Genomic DNA, 18,277 nt, shown 5'->3' with positions numbered 1-18,277 from the left:
TCAGTCCCGCGTGTTTTCCAGCACGGTGCAGACGGTCTCGAAATCCGCGTCGCTCATCCAGGCGCTGTTGCCGATGCTCAGGCTGCGCGCAGCGAAATCGCGCGCATGCGGTACGGCCTGCGCTGGCACCATGTCGGCGAGATAGGTGTAATCAGGCAGCGCGTGGATGAACAGGCGACTGATGCCGTGTCCGGATGACCATAGTTGCGCCATGGCCGCATCGCGGCGCGCCTGATCCGGCAGCAGAAGCAAGAAGAATGGCCACGTGCCCTGGGCACCTGACGGATCATCCATGACCTGGATGCCTTCGATCCGGCGCAACCGCGGCAGGCGTCGCGATGCCTGCGCGGCGAGCTGATCGAGAAATGCCGGCAGACGCGCCGCGGCATGCACGCCGACCGACTGTCGCCAGCGACCGACCCGATGCAGCGGTATCGTCAGCGAAAAATCGTCGCCCACCGCGGCCACCGGATCGCCTCGGCGCAGTGCGCGGCGCAGAGGGTTGCCGTAGACCAGCCCCAATCCCGCGGGACGATATAGCGTGGCGTAGCCGAGCAGTTGGAGGCTGCGTTTCCATTCCCAGCCGAGGCTGCGCGGTACGCTGCGTGCGGCGGTGCGCGCGAGGCTCTCGCGCAGCAGCGGATCATTCGCCAGCAGCAGGCCGCCTTCGTAGATCGACAAACCCTTGCCGGCAGCAAGGCTGAAGAAACCGATGTCACCGGCAAGTCCCACGCTGACGCCGCCACGGCGTGCGCCCAGCGCCTGCGCGGCGTCTTCGATCACATAGGCACCCACGCTCCGCGCGACCGCGACGGCATCGTCGACGTCGGCAACGCGGCCGGCCAGATGGGTCGGGATGATCGCTAGCGTGCGTTCGTCGCAGGCGGCGCGCAAAGCGGCCGGATCCATGTCGTAGTGACCGGGCTTTAGGTCACACAATTGCAGTTCGAGTCCGGCCTGTCGCACGGCGATGGCAACCAGCGGGCAGGTGAAGGCGGGCACCACCACGCGGCGACGCGCTGGTTGCAACTCGCTCAGCGTGATCAATGCGATCAGCAGGCACGCCGTGCCGGAACATTCCAGTTGCAGCGGTGGCGTGCCCAGCTGCGCGGCGATGTCGGCGGCCAGGCTTGGCGCACCGGGACGCAGATCGGCGAGCCGCAGCGGCAGGCCGGCGGTGGGCGGCAGTTCGTGAGGGCGGCGGGGCAGCATGCGCACAGCTTAGCCGGTGATCAGGCTTCGGCTGGAGTCGGCTCGGGCACGTGCTCGCGGCTTTCGGCGAGCCCCAGGCAGACGATGCCGGCGATGATCGCGAGGGCGCCGAGCACGCGGGTGGTATTGAGGTGCTCGTCGAACAGCCACACCGACAGCAGCATCACCGATACCACTTCCAGATGCGAAGCGGCGAAGGCGGGGCCGATCGGTGCATGCTTGAGCAGCGCCATCCAGGTGAAGAACGCGCCGATGTAGCCGATCACTGCACCGTAGACCCACGGCTGGCCGAACACGCGCAGCAACCACGCCAGGCTCGCTTCCACCGGTAGCGCCTGCGTGCCGGCGTATTTGAAACTGATCTGCGCCAGCGTGTCGAAACCCATCAGCAGCAGGAAACCGATCAGATAAAAGCGTTTCATCTGCCGACTCCAACGATCACCACGCCAAGCGTCACCAGCATGATGCCGGCCACTCGCAGGCGGGTCAGCTTTTCACCGAACAGGAAACGCCCGGCGACCATGATGGCCACGATATTGATCGAACCCAGCAGCACGCCCTCGGACAACGGAATCAGCGACAGGAACGCGATCCACACCAGGAACTCGATCACATAGCAGCCGACGCCGAGCCATAGCCACGGACGCATCGCCATGTGTCTCCAGCGCGCCAGCCCGTCACCGGCCGCGGGGTCGCCAGCCGCGGCCTTGAAGGCCAGCTGGCCGCCAGTGTCCAGCACGATGTTGAGCAGCCACAGGCTGGCAACCAGGGCGGAGAGGGAGCCGGTCACCGGCATGCTCAGGCGGCGATGCGCTGGGCGCTATCGGCGGCGACGATGCGGTCGAAGAACGCGGCCGATCGTTCGATCAGGGTGCGTCGTTCCTTGTCGATGGTGATCATGTGATAGCTGTCGTCAAGCAGCAGCAGCTCGGTCGGAGCACTGACTCCGCGCATCACCAGCTTGGCGTTTTTCACGCTGGCGACATCATCTTCGCTGGCGTGTGCAACCAGGCAGGGTGCACTCACCTGTGACAGCTGGCGGCGCACATCGGCAGCCAGCCCGTACATCTCGGCCAGCGAATACCACGGGTTGCCGGGCAGGCCGGCGGCGGCGCTGTCGCCGCCGAGCATCGCCGTGCTGACTTGCGCACGCAGGCGTTCGTCGCGGATACCGTAAGGTGGTTGCTCCATGAAGCTGCGCTGGCGGCCGATGCCCAGCCGTTTCAGCAGCGGCAGCATGAACGACAGCCGCGCCAGCCACGGAATGCTCCAGCCGTCGTAGCGGAAGGTGGCCCCGTACACGCCCACACCGGCGACCTGCTGCGGGCGATCCGCAGCCAGTTTCAGTGCCAGCAACGCACCCATCGACAGGCCACCGACGAACAGGTGGTCGACCTTGCCCAGCAAGTCGTCGGCGGCTTTTTCGACACTGGCGTACCAGTCGCGCCAACCGGTGGCGAGCAAATCCTCGACGTTGCCGCAGTGACCGGCCAGCTGCATGCCGTGCACGGTGAATCCGGCACGGTTGAGGCCCTTGCCGAGCAGCCGCATTTCCATCGGCGTGCCGGTGAGGCCGTGGATCAGCAATACGCCGCTGCGGCCACCCTCGAAGAAGAAATCGGTTTGCTGGATCACGCGGTCGCCCTGCAGGTTTGAGCGACGACCTTACAACCGGCTGCCGTCCTCGATGAAACACAGCGTCGCAGAACGCGGTTTCCTCAGTCTTTCGACGCGGTTGCAGCGGGCGCAGGCGTGGCGCCAAAGCGGACCATCACGCGCTGACCGATGCGCAGATCCCGGGTTTGATCGGAGTTGGGCTGGTCGAACGCCAGCACGCACTCCACGGTGCGGGCGTTGGCGCGCACCTGCGGATCGTTCTCCAGTGTCGCCGGGCCGTAGACCTGGCCGATGCGCAGCACGTGTGCGCTCCAGCGGGCGTTGGCGGCATCGTTGCTGGCGGACACTTCAGCGTGCATGCCCGGGTTGATCACGCCGACAAAACTTTCGTTGAGTTCGGCGCGGACGATCCGCGGCTTCTGCGGCAGCAGGGTGAACAACGCGCCGGAGGATGACGAGACGCTTGCACCCGGTTGGGCCGCGACATGCACGACCTCGGCATCGAACGGGGCTAGCAGGCTGCGCTGCTTCAATTCGTAGCGTGCCTCGGCCAGTTTCTGGCTGGCCATGCTGGTGGCGGCCTGCGCGGCCTGATGCTCCGCGTCCAGTTGCGCAGCGGCCTCGTGGGCATCGTCGGCGCTCTGGCCATCGCCGGCACCGGCGGCAACGGCTGCAACCAGTCGACCGGCGCGCTGTTTCGCCGCGACCTGCTTGATGCCAAGCAGCTTCAGTTGTGCCTGCGCCTGCTCCAGCTGCGCCTGGGCGGCGTCAACTGCCAACCGGGCCGGCTCGGTGTCCAGCGCGGCCAGCAGCTGATCTTTCTTGACGCGATCGCCCTCATGCACGGCGACCGTGGCGAGCGTGCCTTCGCGTGGCATCGACAAGGCCAGCAGGCCGCCTTCGATGTCGATCCGGCCGCGTGCCACGGCGGTGTAGGCGGCGGATTTTGCGCCGCCGCCGGCAGGCACGTCGGCCGGCCTGGAACAGGCGGCGAGCAGCCACGCCAACGACAGCGCCAGGCAGCTGAGCCGGAGCAGGTTGAGATCGCCTGGGCGCCGTGATGGATGGATGGCGAGCGGTTTCGTGTCAGGCGGCGTCATGGGGTGAGGTCCTTGCTGCTGTCGCTGAGCGGCGCATGAGTGCGCCGGTCACTGAGTATGCGGCCGTCTTCCATCGCCAGTACCCGGTCGGCGTGGACGACCAGGCGTGGGTCATGGCTGACGCAAAGCACGGTGGTGCCGTGCGTGTGGGCGATCCGGTGCAGGATGTCGATGATCATCTGGCCATTGGCGGCGTCGAGCGCGCTGGTGGGTTCGTCGGCGAACAGCAACTCCGGCTCCTTGGCCAGTGCGCGGGCAATGGCCACCCGCTGCTTCTCGCCACCGGACAGTTCGGACGGCCGCAAGCGCATGCGATGCGCCAGGCCGACTTCCTCCAGTGAACGCTGCGCGCGGCGGCGGGCTTCGTCACGCGACAGGCCCATGTGGTTCAGCGGCAGCTCGACCTGCTCGAACGCGCTCAGCGCGGGAAACAGGTTGAAGCCCTGGAACACGAAGCCGGTGTGCTGCAGACGGAAACGTTCCAGCGCGCGCAGATCGAGCTGTCCAAGCTCGCTGCCGAGCGCGCGCACGCGACCGCTGTCGACCTTCTGCAGACCGCTCAGGATCGCCAGCAGGGTGCTCTTGCCGCAGCCGGAGGGACCGGAGATCAGGGTCAGTTCGCCGGCGTCGATGCTCAACGAGAGGCCGTCCAGCACCTGCGTGCGCTGGTGGCCGGAGACGAACGCCTTGCTGATACTTTCGGCCTGCAGGGCAGGCACGGGTGTCGCTTCGATGGCAGGAGCAGCGTGCATGGCAACTATCTCAACAAGGTGGCGGGATCGGCGCGGCGCAGGCTGCGCATCGCGGCCAGGCCGGAGACGGCGGCAAGACCCATCACCAGCACGATGCAGGCCAGTGCGGCCGGCACGTTCAACACCACCGGTACGTCCTGGCTGCGCGCCAGCAACAGCAGCAGGATGCCGAGCACGCTGGCACCGAGCAACCCCAGGGCGCCGACCCAGAAAGCCTGCTCCAGCACCACCCGGCGCAAGGCGGCCACGCCTACGCCCAACGCGTTGAGCGTGGCGTATTCGCGCACCGAGCCGTTGACGGCGGCGATCAGGGTCTGGCTGGTGATCGCTGCGCCGACCAGAAACACGATGCCGGCCAGGAACAGCACGCCGGCACCGGCGCCGGTATCGAACAGCCAATAGAGCACGGAGCGACGCGCGAAATCGTCGGCACTCCATGTGGTGTAAGGGCCAAACGCCTGGTCGCCGCGTAGGCGCAGTGCAACTGCATCGGCCTGACGTGGGTCGCGCAGCTTGGCCACCAGATAGGTCGGGCCGTCGTCGACCGGGTCGTTGTCGAGTCGGCGGGCGGTATCCAGCGAACACAGTACGTTGATCCCACCCAATGCCCGCAATCCGCTGCTGATACCCACCACGTGCACCTGTTGACCGTTGATGGTGGCGCTATGGCCCAGGCTGACGCCGAGTTCTTCCAGCGCGGAGCGATCGACCACGATCGCATCCGGCTCGGCCAGTCGTGCGCGCAACTGTGGCGACAACGCCTTGGAAAACATCAGGCCATCGGCGGACGGATCGATACCGGACACGAACACCGAAACGCCGCCGGTTTCGCCCGGCCCGCGCCAGTCGCCATCGACCCACAAGTAGGGTTCGACCCGCTGTACCGCCGGGTCCATCAGGATGCGCGATTCCACGTCGGCGTCGATCGCGCGGCCCTGACCCACGCTCTGGGTACCGGGATAGCCCACCCAGATGTCGGCCGACGAGCCGGTGATGTAGAGGCTGGTGCTGCCGAAGATGCCCAGCACCAACGCGATCTGCAGCAGCTGCAACAGGCCGGCGAAACCCACCGCGAGCATCGCCGGCAGAAAGCGTCGCCATTCGTAGATCAGCGTCTTGCGTGCAAGGGCGACCATCAGCGCCGCGCCTCATGGGCGGCGGCCGGTTCGGCGGATGCAGCCGGTGCCGTTTCCTCTGCCGCGGTGGATGGCAGCGGCGCCCCACCCAGGGCTTTGAACAATGCCACGTAAGCCAGGCTGTGCCCGGCGCGTGCATCGGCCAATTCAATCGCGGCCTGGGTGACGGCGATCTGGCTTTCGGCACGATCGAGCGGGCTGCCCAGCCGCAGGCGGACGCGGGCCTGCACGGATTGATCCACACGTTGCAACGCCTGCCAGGCCCGCGTGTCGTCCTGTTCGCGCTGTTGCTGCTGCTGCAGGCTGCCAAGCGCGGTTTCCACCTCCGCCACGCCCTGCAGCACCGCTTGCCGGTAAGCCAGTACGCTGGCTTTCAGTTCGTGACCCTTCGCATGGGTGGCCGCCAAGCGCATGCCCCAGTCGAACAGCGGGATGTTGATGGCCGGGCCCACCGATGCAATGCCATTGGGAGTGTTGGAGAACTTGTGGTTGTTGTTGATGTCGGTGGCCCAGATCATCGAAGCGCCAAGCCCGATGCTGGGAAACATGTCGGCATGAGTGAGCGCCAGTTCGCCGGCCGTGCGCAACACATCCGCCTCTGCGCGCGCAATTTCCGGGCGCGTACGCAACAGATCGGCAGGGGCGCCATCGAGCCGCCATGCGCCCAGCTCCGGTGGCGTGCCGGGCTGCAGCCACAGCGGATCGGGATGGTTTTGACCAAGCAGAACGGCCAGTCGTTGCGCGCTGGCGTTAATCGCCTGTCGCGGCGAGGCCAGCGCGGCCTGCGACTGCGCGAAAGCTGCCTGCGCCTGATCCACCGTGCCGGGCGCGGTCAACTGGAGCCGTTGCCGCACTTGCAGCAACTGCCATTGGTGCTGGCGGGCGTGGCTGACCTGCAGCAGCAGCTCTTCTTGCTGTTGTGCGGCACGCAGGGTGATCCATTCGCGCACGACCTCGGCAACCAGGCTGACTTGCGCGGCACGCAGGTCGGCGACACTGGCGTCCAGGCTGCCTTGCGCCTCGCGCCGGGTGCCTTCAGCACGGCCGAACAGTCCCAGCTCCCAGGTGGCGTCGAAACCGGCGACAAAGAACGATGCGCTGGCGTCCGGATCGATCGCGTCATTGGTGCGCGCGCTCAGCGCCGGCAGGTAACGCGCCTGGGCATGGGCATGCAGAATTCGAGAAGCACGCAGTCGTTCGACCGCTTGTGCAACATCAAGATTGCTGTCCAGTGCGCGATCGACCAGCGCATCGAGTTCGGGATCGGCAAAGGCATGCCACCAGCCGTGTGGATCCGTCGGCTTGGCCGAAGCCGAAGCCATTGCATGCTGCCACTGCAGCGGTAGGGGCGGCACCAGTTTGGGCAGTGGTGCGGCACAACCGGCCAGACCGGCGAGCAGTACGCCCAACAGGCACCAGCGCAAATTGCTGCCGTGAGTTGCCTGGTTCAATCGAAGTGGCACGGTATGCATTTTCCATGGCAACGATCGGGTGCTGTTACACCCATGGGTAGTCTGTGAGGACTCTGGCGCGTCATTGTCGTCACGGAGTCTTTCTTTATCCTGACGGCGCCGCCGCGGGCCGGCCAAGTCGAGCCAATTGTACTTTGAGGTGGCGCAGGCGCGGGTTACCTTCATGTTGTGCGGGCGGCCGACGGCGCCGTTGGCGGAAAGCGCACTTCCACGCGCAGGCCACGCTCCCTGCCGGCCTGATAGACCACTTCGGCGCGATGGCGTTTGGCGATGCTCTGGACGATCGCGAGCCCCAGTCCGCTGCCTGCTTCGTTGCTGCCGGCGACACGAAAGAAACGTTCGCTCAATCGCGACATCAGTTCGGGCGGTACGCCAGGCCCGTTGTCCTCGACGCTGAGATTGGCACCGCCATCAGCACGCGCCTGCAGGTGAACCGTGATGACGCTGCCACGACCGGCGTAGCGCACGGCATTGTCGATCAGGTTGTCCAGCATGTCCTGCACGCTGGCGGCCTCGCCCAGGATGTGCAGCGGCTGCGTGCTGCCCTCGTAGCCTAGGTCGACCCCGGCGCGGATCGCCTCGTGGATACGCTGCGCTACGGCTTCGGGAATCAGCTGGCCCAGATCGACCAGCTGCGGCCCCTCCGTTTCCAGCGGCGCAGCCTGCGCGCGGGTCAGCGCCAGCAATTGTGATGAGGTGCGCGCCGCGCGCTGGGTCAGCCGCTGGATGTGGGCGAGCGCATCGGCCACGGTTTCCGGTCGCGGATCGGCGAGGGCGCGCTCGACATGCAGGCTCAAACCGGTCAACGGGGTACGCAGCTGGTGCGCAGCATCGGCGATGAAGCGATCGTGCAGTGCCAGCATGCTGCGCAGGCGACTGAACAGCGCATCGATGGTGCTGGTCAGCGGCTGGATTTCCTGTGGCACATCGGCACCGTCGATCGGGGTAAGTTCGTGCGAGCGGGCAGCCAGGCGGGACGTCAGCGGATCAAGCACGCGCAAGCCGCGGGCGACTCCGAACCAGACCAGCGCCAAAATGCAGACGATCAGAAAGGTCTGCATGACGACCGCCAGCAGCAGGATCTCGCGTGCCTGTTCGTGTCGATCGTGCAGGGTTTCGGCGACGGTGACGATCAGACTGTCACCAGGGTCGTGTCGCGCCATGGTGCGGACCGTCGCTGCACGCAAGGTGCGCTTGTCGAACAAGGTGTTGTACAGCGTGGGCGCGGCGCCGAGCACCGGGGCATGTGCCAGTTGCGGCAGCTGTCCATTGCCGGCCAGCAGACCGTGTCTGCTGCTGCTTACGCTGAAGTAACTGCGGCCGTCCGGATCGTATTCGAGCAGGAAACGTGCCTGCGGGGTCAGCTGGCTGCCAAGCTGATCGTTGCCGAGCATCTTCGCCAACGCCACCGCATCGTCGCTGAGATCGCGATCGTGTACGCGATTGGCATAGGTCAACGCCACGCCATAGGAAAGTACGGCATCGAGCATCAGCAGTGCGATCACCGGGATCAGCAGGAACACCAGCAGGCGACGACGCAGGCTGGGGCGCCGGCGCGGGGGGCGGGGAGCGGTCATGCTGGATCGTTCCCGGCTTCCGCCATTTCTTCCAGCAGGTAGCCGAGGCCGCGGATGGTGCGCACGCCCGTGCCACTGCCATGCAACTTGCGCCGCAGGCGATGAATCGCGATGTCCAGCCCGTTGTCGGTCAGCTCCTGATCCCAGTCGCACAGCGCTTCGACCAGCTGCGTGCGACTGGTGATGCGGTCGGCGCGTAGCGCCAGCGCTTCCAGCAGGCCGAACTCGCGCGCCGTCAGTTCGAGCGGATTCTGGTCGATCCAGGCACGGTGGCCGGGCAGATCCAGGCGCAATCGACCCAGCACGAGTTCCGGCTTGCCGCGGCTGCTGGCCCGTCGCAGCAGCGCACGCACGCGCGCCTCGAATTCGGCCAGTGCAAAGGGCTTGACCAGATAGTCGTCGGCACCAAGATCCAGCACGCGAATGCGTTCAGGCAAGCCATCGCGGGCCGTCACCACCAGCACCGGCATGCCGGTGCCGCGGCTGCGCAGTCGGCGCAAAACCTCGCTGCCATCGATCGCGGGCAGCCCGAGATCCAGCACCAGCAAGTCGTAGGCATGGTCGCGCAGCGCGGCATCGGCGAGATTGCCGGCGGCCACATGGTCCACGGCATGGCCGCCATGTCGCAGCGACGCGCAGATGCCCTCGGCGATGGAGGGATCGTCCTCGGCAAGCAGGATGCGCATGGGGACTCCAGGTGGCGCGTGAAGATCACCGGCCCGGTAGCCGGCTGTTCCGGGGTTGATTCTAGTTGGCGTTTCGGTGCAGGTAGACAGGTGCTGCCGGAATATCCTGCGACTGCGCACATCCGACCACCCCGACCGGCCGCAGTTCCCTCGCGGCGATTTGCGCAAGGCTCATGCGACGCCCTGGCGGCTGGCGCCTGCATGACCTCTGGCCTATGCCGCACGGAACTGGTTGAGTGCACTCTGTACGGATTGCCCGGGGGAGCAGCAAACATGCGGCCAGTTGTACGCAAGTGGGGATATCTGTGTGCCGTAACGCTGTCAGTCGCGGTCTGGCCCTGGATGGCGACTGCGCAGCTGGCTGTTGCACCTGCGGCGGCGTCCGTGCCGGCCAGTGCGACTTCAGCGCCCACCGATTCGGGTACGGCGGTACTCGCCGACATTCCGTTTGCCGTCGCCGATGCCGCCGCTCCGCTGGCGCCCAGTGCCGCCGATGCGTGGGGCGGCGAGCGCACCGGCACCGAAGCGACCTTGTCCGACCGCGTGGTGAGCTATCGGATCGATGCCGAGCTGGATGCCACCAAACACGCGGTGACCGGCAGGGAGCACATGACCTGGCGCAACCGCAGCGATCGCCCGGTCAGTCATGTCTATTTCCATCTGTACCTCAACGGATTCCAGAACGAAGGCAGCACCTGGTTCACCGAACGCAAGGTATTGACCGCGCATGGCCGTTCGCGTGGCGAGGCAGCGCTGAAGAAGGGTGAATGGGGCTGGATCGACCTGCAGCAGGTCAGGCAAGGTGATGCCGCGCTGAAGTGGAGCTTCGTGCAGCCCGATGGCGGGCCGACCACCGACCAGACCGTGGTGCGCATCGATCTGGCCGAGCCGGTGGCGGCCGGTGCGACCCTGGCACTGGATATCGATTTTCTCAGTCAGCTGCCACGTGTGGTCGAACGCACCGGCTGGTTCGGCGACTTCAACCTGGTCGGGCAATGGTTTCCGAAGATCGGCGTGCTGGAACTGGCCGGCGAGCGCGGTGCCATCGCACCGCGCTGGAACGTGCACGAGTTCCATTTCAACAGCGAGTTCTACGCCGACTTCGGCTCGTACGACGTGAACCTGACCGTGCCCAGCGATTACACCGTGGGCGCGGTAGGCCAGTTGCAAGGTCAGCCGCAGGCGGCAAACGGCAAGACCACATATCACTTCATGCAGGGCGATGTGCACGATTTCGCCTGGGTCGCGGCCAAGGGCTACAAGACGCTGGACGGAAGCTGGCAGGGGCCGGGCAGCCCGAAGGTGGCGCTGAAGGTGCTGTATCCGCCCGAGTATGTCGGCAGCGCGCAGACCCAGCTGAAGGCCAGTACCGATTCGCTGGACTACTTCTCGAAGACGCTTGGTGCGTATCCGTACCGCACGCTCACCGTGGTGGTGCCGCCGTACAACGCCGACGAGGCGGGCGGCATGGAGTACCCGACGTTCTACACCACCGAGGGCTATACCAAGGTGGAGCCGGGCACGCCCAACCAGTACGCCTCCGACTTCGTCACCATCCATGAGTTCGGTCACGGCTATTTCTACGGCATTCTCGCCTCGAACGAGTTCGAGGAGCCGATGCTCGATGAAGGCCTCAACGAATACTGGGACCAGCGCATGCTGCGCGAGCGCGGGCAGAGCATCGATCTCACCACGCCGTTGCTGCGCCGTCTGGGTTTTGCGCCAGCGTTCCCCGGCTTTTCGGTGGAACGCATGGCTTCGGGCCTGAAGCAGCCGGCTGATCCGCTCGGCGAGAACGCATGGGATCGTTTTTCCAGCAGCAGCTACGGTACGGTGTATTCGCGCACCGCCACCGCAATGCACGATCTGGAAGAGCGTCTGGGCAAGGATGTTACCGAGCGCGCCTTCCGCGAGTACTACAAACGCTGGCGCTTCCGGCATCCGTCCGCGGCCGATCTGCGCGCCACCTTGATCGATGTCTCCGGTAATGCGAAGGCGGTCAACGAGGTCTTCGACCAGTATGTATATGGCACCGCACGCATCGATGACCGCGTTGCCAGCATCGACACCGTCGAAGTGTTGCCACAGACCGGCAGCGTGCTGAAGGATGGCAAGCGCACCGAGTTCAACAGCAGCGAGATTGACAAGCAGATCGACAAGCAGCGCGAGGATTGGGCCAAAGTTCATTCGAATGCAAAACCGGGCGGTGGGCCATTTCCGTGGAGCAGCACGGTGACCGTATCGCGCGACGGCGCCCAGGTGCCGCAGCTGTTGCGTGTGAAGTTTGCCGATGGCAGCAGCGAGGACGTGAAGTGGAATGACGATCGACGCTGGGCCCGTTTCGTCTTCACCAAGCCCGCCAAGGTGGTCTCGGCCGCGCTCGATCCGGAACAGAAGATCTATCTGGATGCAAACAAGCTCAACGACAGTCTGACTACCAAGGCCGACGGCACTGCGTCGCGTCGCTGGAGTGCGGATGTCGCTTCCTTGTTGCAGGCCTTCTACGCCTTGGTGGGGTCGCTGTGATGATGAACAAACATGCTTCGCGCCGGGTTGATCTTGGCGCCGCCATGCGTGCACCCCTGGCAGCCATGCAATGGCGCCTGCTGCTGCTCTGGGTTCTGCTCCTGCTGCTGCCGACGGCCGTGGTCAGCCTGCCGTTATGGCGCACGCTGAGTGGATTGCTCGATCATTCGGTGCACGTGCAGGCGTGGGCGACACAGTTCAGCCCGTTGATGTTCGGCGACACCATGTCGGCGCTGAGCGACAGTGCCGACTGGTTGCATGGTGCGGCCATGCTGGGCCTGTTGCTGACCCTGCTGCTGTCGCCGTTTCTCAACGGCATGATGATCGGCAGCGGGCGCGCTGGGCGTGCCGGGCGCGTGCTCGGTTTCAGCCACCTGCTCCAGTGTGGCGTGGTCGAATACGGCCGCATGTTCCGTCTGATGTTGTGGTCGATCCTGCCCTATGCGGTGATGGCAGTGCTGATTGGCCTGACATTCAAGGCGGTAGACCGGATCGATCACAAGGCGGTGCTGGAGTCGCAGGTGAACAGTGCGTCGCACATGGCCATGTGGCTGTCCTTGTTGTTGTTCGTGCTGGCGCAGGCGATCGTGGAATCGGGGCGGGCGGCATTCATTGCAGACGTCAGCCTGCGATCCGCCACGCGGGCGTTCGGTCGCGGTTTCATGCAGTTGCTGCGCCGGCCGTTCAGCACGTTGTCTTGCTATCTGTTGATCAGCCTGGTTGGTTATGCACTGGCGCTCGCGCTGGGCGTGGGCCGCGTGCACACCCAGGCCGTTGGCGTGGGTGGCCTGGTACTGGCAGTGTTGCTGGCGCAACTGATGGTGCTGGTGCTCGGCTGGGTTCGTGTGGCCCGGCTATTTGCCCTGGCGGAAGTGGCGCGTTCCCTGCCATCGTCGCAGCGCAGCGGCGGATTGCCGTCAGCTTTGTAACTGCCTGGTAGTCGCTGGCGCACGACCGGCGACTCAGGCGAAAGAATTCATGCGTAAGCGCGGCGGTGTTCGCGGTGCGGCGGGTAGTAGGCGAAGACGTGACTATTGCTGCCGTAGAAATCCATGTCTTCGATGTGCTCGCCGCCGAGCCGTTCGGCCACCCGGTCGGAGGCTTCGTTGCCGATGCGCACCAGGCTGATCACACGCGGCGCGTGCAACTGGCTCCAGGCGAAATCGAGCACGGCGTTGCCCGCTTCGGTGGCATAGCCGTGATGACGGTGTCCTGGCTTCAGCATCCAGCCCATTTCCAGGTCCGGCCAGCCCTCGGGGTACATCAGCCCGGCCCGGCCGATGAACTCGCCCGTGGACTTCAGTTCCAGCGCCCACATGCCGCAGCCGCGCAACTGCCAGTGTCCAAGCAGCATCGCGAGCGAGCGCCAGGCATTGGTACGATCCAGCGGCTGGCCGTCACCGATCCAGCGAGTGCTGTCCGGATCGGCCAGCATTGCGGCGTAATCGTTGAAGTGCTTTTCGGTCAGCGCGGTAAGGCGCAGGCGCGCCGTTTCAAGAGTAGGGATATCAAACATCACGGTCAGCGGTGGGCGGCGTCCAGCAGTCCGGCCAGCGCGCGGGTGCTGCTGGCAAGGCTCTCATGCCAGGACAATCCGGTGATTGTCTCACCTGTGAGCGAATCCACAAAATCCTCGGCCTGGCCGGGTGGCAGCAGGTGGCGGTAATCCACGGTGATCTCGCTGCCCGCGGGCAATTCGGCCAGCGCAAACACGAAACCCAGGTGCCACAGGCCGTTTGGGGTGAAACTATGGTTGATGTAGCACTCGTCCGGCCAGTCGGGCGACAGCGTGTAGCGATCCTCGAACCAGCGCGCACTGGCATGAAACTGCGCGCTGAGCTCGGTCGAAGCGGCGATGTCGGCATGCCGGAAGGTCTGCTCGATGCCATCGGGCGCCGTGATGATGCGCCCCGCAGCAACGGTTTCATCGAGAAACAGGCCCTTGCCGGCGCCGCGGATGGCGGAGGCGGCAATGTGGTAACGCGGCAGGATCATGAAGGCGTGACGGCAGGGTGGGCGCGCGAGTGTAACGCAAGCGGCGCGACCCGCCATGGATCGCGTCGCCGGTTCCCCAGGCTGGATCACTCTTCGGCCGAGGCTTCCACGTTGGCGGCCTTCTTGCTCTTGTGCGCGGCTTTGGCCGGAGTGTCGGCCTTGGCAACGGCACCGGCAGCGTCGTCGGTGAGCAGGATCGCATCGCGGTTGCGCTCGATCGTGGCCTTGCCGATGCCCTTGACGTGATGCAGGTCGTCGGCCTTCTTGAATGGCCCGTGGGCGGTACGCCAATCCACGATGGCCTGCGCCCTGGACTGGCCGATACCATCGAGTGATTTGGCGATAGTGGCCGCGTCGGCCTGGTTGATGTTGACCGGCGTGGCGGCGAGCAACAGCCCCGGCGTGGCGAGGGTCAATGCAAACGCAAGTGCGGCGAGTTTGTGGAACATGGCCTTCCTCCTTGAAATGGTGGTGACGTAGCGAAGTGATGATGGCGATATGCAGATACCGCGATCGCACTTTGCGTGGCACTGGCGCAACGCGCAGTCGGATGCGCCGCAATGACGACGTGCGCCATGCCCGTCGACATCTGTGGGTGCTTCCTGAGGGTGTGTCAGTGCCGGCAGGTCACGCTGCTACAATGAAAATCTGACCGCCAGATGGAGTTTGCCCGTGGATACTGCCCGCCTTTCCCGCTACGTCAGTGGTTTGTGGGACGACGAAATCGTGCCGCAGCTGGTTGAATACATCCGTATTCCCAACAAGTCGCCGATGTTCGATGCGAAGTGGGTTGAGCATGGCTACATGGACGCTGCGGTCTCTCTGATGGAGACCTGGGCGCGCTCCAAGTTGAGCCAGTTGCCGGGCGCCACGCTTGAAGTAGTGCGGCTGCAAGGGCGTACCCCGCTCATCTATATCGACGTGCCGGGCGAAGGCGACGACACCGTGATGCTATACGGCCATCTGGACAAGCAGCCGGAGATGACTGGCTGGGCCGACGGCCTCGGACCATGGACGCCGGTGATCAAGGGCGACAGGCTGTATGGTCGTGGCGGCGCCGACGATGGCTACGCGATTTTCGGCTCGCTGGCGGCACTGCTGGCGCTGCACGAGCAGGGCATTGCGCACGCACGTTGCGTGGTGATGATCGAGGCCTGCGAGGAATCGGGCAGCTACGATCTGCCGTTCTATGTCGATCATCTGGCTGCGCGCATCGGCAGCCCGTCGCTGGTGGTGTGCCTGGATTCCGGCTGTGGCAACTACGACCAGTTATGGCTCACCACCTCACTGCGCGGCATGACCGGCGGCAACCTCACCGTGCAGGTGCTGGAGGAGGGCGTGCATTCGGGCGATGCCTCTGGCGTGGTGCCATCGAGCTTTCGCATCCTGCGTGATCTGTTGTCGCGACTGGAGGATCCGGCCACCGGCCAGATCAAGCCGAAAGAGCTGTACGTCGAGATCCCGCAGCAGCGGGTCGAGCAGGCGAAACTTTCAGCCGAGGTGCTGGGCGAGGACATCTACGACAAGTTTCCGTGGGTGGAAGGCATGCAGCCGGTCACTCACGATCTGGCCGAACTCGTGCTCAACCGTACCTGGCGCCCACAGTTGGCGGTGACCGGCATAGGCGGCATCCCGCCGCTGGAGAGTGCCGGCAACGTGTTGCGACCGCAGACGTCGGTGAAACTCAGCCTGCGCGTGCCACCCACGCTCAGTGGCGCCAAGGCGGGCGAGATACTCAAGCAGCTGCTGGAAAAGGAACCGCCGTATGGTGCCAAGGTTACTTTTGCGCTGGAAAAGGATGGCAGCGGCTGGAACGCACCGCAGCTGTCGCCATGGCTGGAACAGGCAGTCGCCGATGCCTCGCAGCACTACTTCGGCGCTCCGGCCACCTACATGGGCGAGGGCGGCAGCATTCCGTTCATGGGCATGTTGGGCGAGAAATTCCCCAAGGCGCAATTCCTGATCACCGGTGTGCTCGGGCCACATTCCAATGCGCACGGTCCGAACGAGTTTCTGCATATCCCCACCGGCAAGAAGGTCAGCATGGTGGTTGCCGAAGTGGTGGCGCGCCACCACCAGCAGGGCAGACAGGCCTGAGCACGATCGTCGGCGCATGAGTATGGACACGGCCTATCTGGCGAGCAACTGGGTGCGGATCCGCCGACGCGTCGACGATGCCTGCCGCATGGCAGGGCGCGATCCTGCCGATGTCGACATTCTGCCTGTCAGCAAGACCTTCGGCCCGGAGCTGATCCGGGCTGCGGTCGCGCTGGGCCTGCACCGTTTCGGCGAGAACAAGGCGCAGGAGATCCGCGACAAGTCCGCATCGTTGGCCGATTGCGACATCGACTGGGTGATGATCGGTCATCTGCAGACCAACAAGGCCCGGGACGTGGCGCGGCTGGCCAGCGAGGTGCAGTCGCTGGACCGGCTGGAGCTGGTCGAGGCGCTGGATCGGCGGTTGCAGCAGGAGCGCCGCGCGATCGACGTGCTGGTACAGGTGAAGACCTCGTCCGAGCCCAGCAAATACGGGCTGCCGCCTGAACAGCTGCCGGATTTCCTGAATACCCTGCGCGGTTACGACACCTTGCGGGTGCGTGGCCTAATGACCCTGGCGATCCATTCCAGCGAGCCGGCCGAAGTGCGTGGCTGCTTCCGCCTGCTGCGCGAGCTGCGCGATCAGGCCGTGGCACAAGGTCATGAGTTGACCAGACTTTCCATGGGGATGAGTGACGATTTTCCGCTGGCCATCGCCGAAGGCGCCACCGAGGTACGCATCGGCACGGCGATTTTCGGAAACCGGTCCTACCCGGACTCCCATTACTGGCCCGAGGCGCCTGTCGAGTCCTGAACACGGCTTCGTTACAAGTCACGATTGCGATAATTATTTACGAATCAGAAACTTGGATTGGAGTGTGCGCCCCTTCTCCGTTTTTTGAAACGACAGGGTTCAGTTAACCTCAATCCAACATACACACGGCATCTTCTTGTTAAGTTCACTACTTCGTCACGTCGTCAGCTTCTGCAGGCGGCCAATCCTGTGAATCACAAGGGATTTCCCCCGCATGCCCATCAAGCGATTGACCGTCTTCTCTGTGCTTGCTGCAGCCATGCTTGTGATTGCACCGCTGCAGGCAACGACCGGCAAGACTCACGGTAAGTCAGTCCCTGCGACGCACGCCCAGCATCACAAGCAGACACACGCCAAGGCGGCACATCACGTGTCGGCGCATGCACGGCACGGCAAGCTCGCCGTCGCCAAACACAAGTCAGTTGCCCATTCACGGCGGGCCGTGGCCAAGGCCCATACCTCGGCTGCAGCAAAGAGTGTCGCGACAGTCGGACTGACACCGGGCCTGTCAGGTTTTGGTGTCCTTGGCGCCACGCCGGCGGCGACCGGCCCGCAGACCTTGTCCTTTCTCACCTCGCAACCGCTGCATTCGCTGCCGGTCTTCCATCCGGCGCCGCTGCTGACCCAGGCCGTTGTTCCGGTGAATGCCTGGTCCCAACCAACGGTCGGCAATGAAGTGGCTGCGAACAGCGTGGTGGCCGACAGCGTCGCCGCGGATCAGGCAGAGGGTGACGAATTGTCACCCGCCGTTGACGGCGCCCAGAGCATCACCGATCTGCGCAAATCGCTGATCGCGATGGCGATGAAGCTGCGTGATATCCGCTACGTGCGCGGTGGCCGCGACCCATCCACCGGTTTCGATTGCAGCGGCTTCGTGCGCTACGTATTCGCGCATGCGGTCGGCATGCAGCTGCCGAACAACTCCGCCTCGCAGTTCCTGGCCGGGCTCAAGGTCAAGCGGGGCGACATGAAGCCAGGTGATCTGGTGTTTTTCCGCACCCATGGCAAGCGGCGCATTTCGCACGTGGGCATCTATATTTCCAATGGTCGCTTCATCCATTCGCCCAATACCGGCAAGTCGGTCGAAATTTCCAGCCTCGACAGCGGTTACTGGGCCAAGCGCTTTGCCGGTGCCAAGCGGCCCGAAGCAATGGCGCAGGTGGTCGACAAGGGTTGAGCCGACTGGATTGCAGCATCGGTTGTATCCAAGAGCCGCCGCAAGGCGGCTTTTGCGTGGTGGCCGGCTTGACGTCCTGTCGTGCTGACAGCACGCTGGCTGGATGAACGAATTTCCGCGCCACGGGTCAGCGTATCCGTACATTCATCGGGCGGCGTCAGCTGCGCTCGCCACGC

18 protein-coding genes are annotated in these 18,277 nt (G+C 64.9%); 5 read left to right on the top strand and 13 right to left on the bottom strand.

The genetic code is table 11. The annotated features are described in order from the left end of the window. The 10 genes from EAH75_RS07580 to EAH75_RS07535 form a co-directional block, all read right to left on the bottom strand. Complete coding sequence (locus EAH75_RS07580) at positions 1–1,212, bottom strand: DegT/DnrJ/EryC1/StrS family aminotransferase (RefSeq protein WP_140649892.1); 1,212 nt, start codon at positions 1,210–1,212, stop codon at positions 1–3. Positions 1,213–1,232: 20 nt separating this feature from the next. Then, positions 1,233–1,634, bottom strand: a complete 402-nt coding sequence (locus EAH75_RS07575; protein ID WP_140649894.1) for a DMT family transporter — start codon at positions 1,632–1,634, stop codon at positions 1,233–1,235. Beyond that, positions 1,631–2,008, bottom strand: coding sequence for an EamA family transporter (locus EAH75_RS07570; RefSeq protein ID WP_140649896.1), 378 nt, complete (start codon positions 2,006–2,008; stop codon positions 1,631–1,633). Before EAH75_RS07570 ends, EAH75_RS07575 begins: the two co-directional genes overlap by 4 nt. A gap of 2 nt (positions 2,009–2,010) precedes the next feature. After that, entirely contained in the window at positions 2,011–2,847 is an 837-nt protein-coding gene (locus tag EAH75_RS07565) for an alpha/beta hydrolase (protein WP_140649898.1), read from the bottom strand. 83 nt (positions 2,848–2,930) lie between these two features. Then, positions 2,931–3,929, bottom strand: coding sequence for an efflux RND transporter periplasmic adaptor subunit (locus tag EAH75_RS07560; protein WP_140804926.1), 999 nt, complete (start codon positions 3,927–3,929; stop codon positions 2,931–2,933). Continuing rightward, positions 3,926–4,681, bottom strand: coding sequence for an ABC transporter ATP-binding protein (locus tag EAH75_RS07555; protein ID WP_140649903.1), 756 nt, complete (start codon positions 4,679–4,681; stop codon positions 3,926–3,928). Before EAH75_RS07555 ends, EAH75_RS07560 begins: the two co-directional genes overlap by 4 nt. A gap of 5 nt (positions 4,682–4,686) precedes the next feature. After that, positions 4,687–5,817 carry an ABC transporter permease gene (locus tag EAH75_RS07550; RefSeq protein ID WP_140649905.1) on the bottom strand — a complete coding sequence of 377 codons (1,131 nt, stop codon included), beginning with the start codon at positions 5,815–5,817 and terminating at the stop codon, positions 4,687–4,689. After that, positions 5,817–7,280, bottom strand: coding sequence for an efflux transporter outer membrane subunit (locus EAH75_RS07545; RefSeq protein ID WP_240046160.1), 1,464 nt, complete (start codon positions 7,278–7,280; stop codon positions 5,817–5,819). Before EAH75_RS07545 ends, EAH75_RS07550 begins: the two co-directional genes overlap by 1 nt. A gap of 170 nt (positions 7,281–7,450) precedes the next feature. Next, on the bottom strand, positions 7,451–8,866 hold the full coding sequence (locus tag EAH75_RS07540; protein WP_140649909.1) for a sensor histidine kinase: 1,416 nt from the start codon (positions 8,864–8,866) through the stop codon (positions 7,451–7,453). Next, positions 8,863–9,552, bottom strand: coding sequence for a response regulator (locus EAH75_RS07535; RefSeq protein ID WP_140649911.1), 690 nt, complete (start codon positions 9,550–9,552; stop codon positions 8,863–8,865). The genes EAH75_RS07540 and EAH75_RS07535 overlap by 4 nt, the downstream gene beginning before the upstream one ends. Before the next feature lie 342 nt (positions 9,553–9,894). Between EAH75_RS07535 and EAH75_RS07530 the strand changes: the two genes are divergently transcribed. Both EAH75_RS07530 and EAH75_RS07525 read left to right on the top strand, forming a co-directional pair. Continuing rightward, the gene (locus tag EAH75_RS07530) at positions 9,895–12,078 is read left to right on the top strand and encodes a M1 family metallopeptidase (RefSeq protein WP_343182729.1); all 2,184 of its coding nucleotides are present in this window, start codon (positions 9,895–9,897) and stop codon (positions 12,076–12,078) included. Positions 12,079–12,122: 44 nt separating this feature from the next. Next, positions 12,123–13,007: a hypothetical protein gene (locus EAH75_RS07525; protein WP_343182728.1), complete on the top strand. Its 885-nt coding sequence runs from the start codon at positions 12,123–12,125 to the stop codon at positions 13,005–13,007. A 47-nt stretch (positions 13,008–13,054) separates the two neighbouring features. Here the strand turns inward: EAH75_RS07525 and EAH75_RS07520 are convergent, their stop codons facing one another. The 3 genes from EAH75_RS07520 to EAH75_RS07510 form a co-directional block, all read right to left on the bottom strand. Then, positions 13,055–13,594: a GNAT family N-acetyltransferase gene (locus tag EAH75_RS07520; protein ID WP_140649918.1), complete on the bottom strand. Its 540-nt coding sequence runs from the start codon at positions 13,592–13,594 to the stop codon at positions 13,055–13,057. Positions 13,595–13,599: 5 nt separating this feature from the next. Next, entirely contained in the window at positions 13,600–14,073 is a 474-nt protein-coding gene (locus EAH75_RS07515; RefSeq protein ID WP_140649934.1) for an SET domain-containing protein-lysine N-methyltransferase, read from the bottom strand. An 86-nt stretch (positions 14,074–14,159) separates the two neighbouring features. Then, complete coding sequence (locus EAH75_RS07510) at positions 14,160–14,522, bottom strand: ComEA family DNA-binding protein (protein WP_140649936.1); 363 nt, start codon at positions 14,520–14,522, stop codon at positions 14,160–14,162. A 223-nt stretch (positions 14,523–14,745) separates the two neighbouring features. Here EAH75_RS07510 and EAH75_RS07505 point away from each other — a divergent pair, with 223 nt between their 5' ends. From EAH75_RS07505 to EAH75_RS07495, 3 genes are all read left to right on the top strand, one after another. After that, on the top strand, positions 14,746–16,170 hold the full coding sequence (locus EAH75_RS07505; protein ID WP_140649939.1) for a M20 family metallopeptidase: 1,425 nt from the start codon (positions 14,746–14,748) through the stop codon (positions 16,168–16,170). Positions 16,171–16,192: 22 nt separating this feature from the next. Next, on the top strand, positions 16,193–16,924 hold the full coding sequence (locus EAH75_RS07500; protein ID WP_140805074.1) for a YggS family pyridoxal phosphate-dependent enzyme: 732 nt from the start codon (positions 16,193–16,195) through the stop codon (positions 16,922–16,924). 559 nt (positions 16,925–17,483) lie between these two features. Beyond that, a complete protein-coding gene (locus EAH75_RS07495; protein ID WP_241668921.1) occupies positions 17,484–18,101 on the top strand; it encodes a C40 family peptidase in 618 nt (205 codons plus the stop codon). The last annotated feature ends 176 nt before the right edge of the window (positions 18,102–18,277 follow it).

It is taken from the genome of Rhodanobacter glycinis (assembly GCF_006438785.1).
Classification (GTDB): Bacteria; Pseudomonadota; Gammaproteobacteria; order Xanthomonadales; family Rhodanobacteraceae; genus Rhodanobacter; species Rhodanobacter glycinis_A.
Note: the sequence above shows the minus strand (reverse complement) of the source record. Positions and strands in the feature narration are given on the sequence as shown.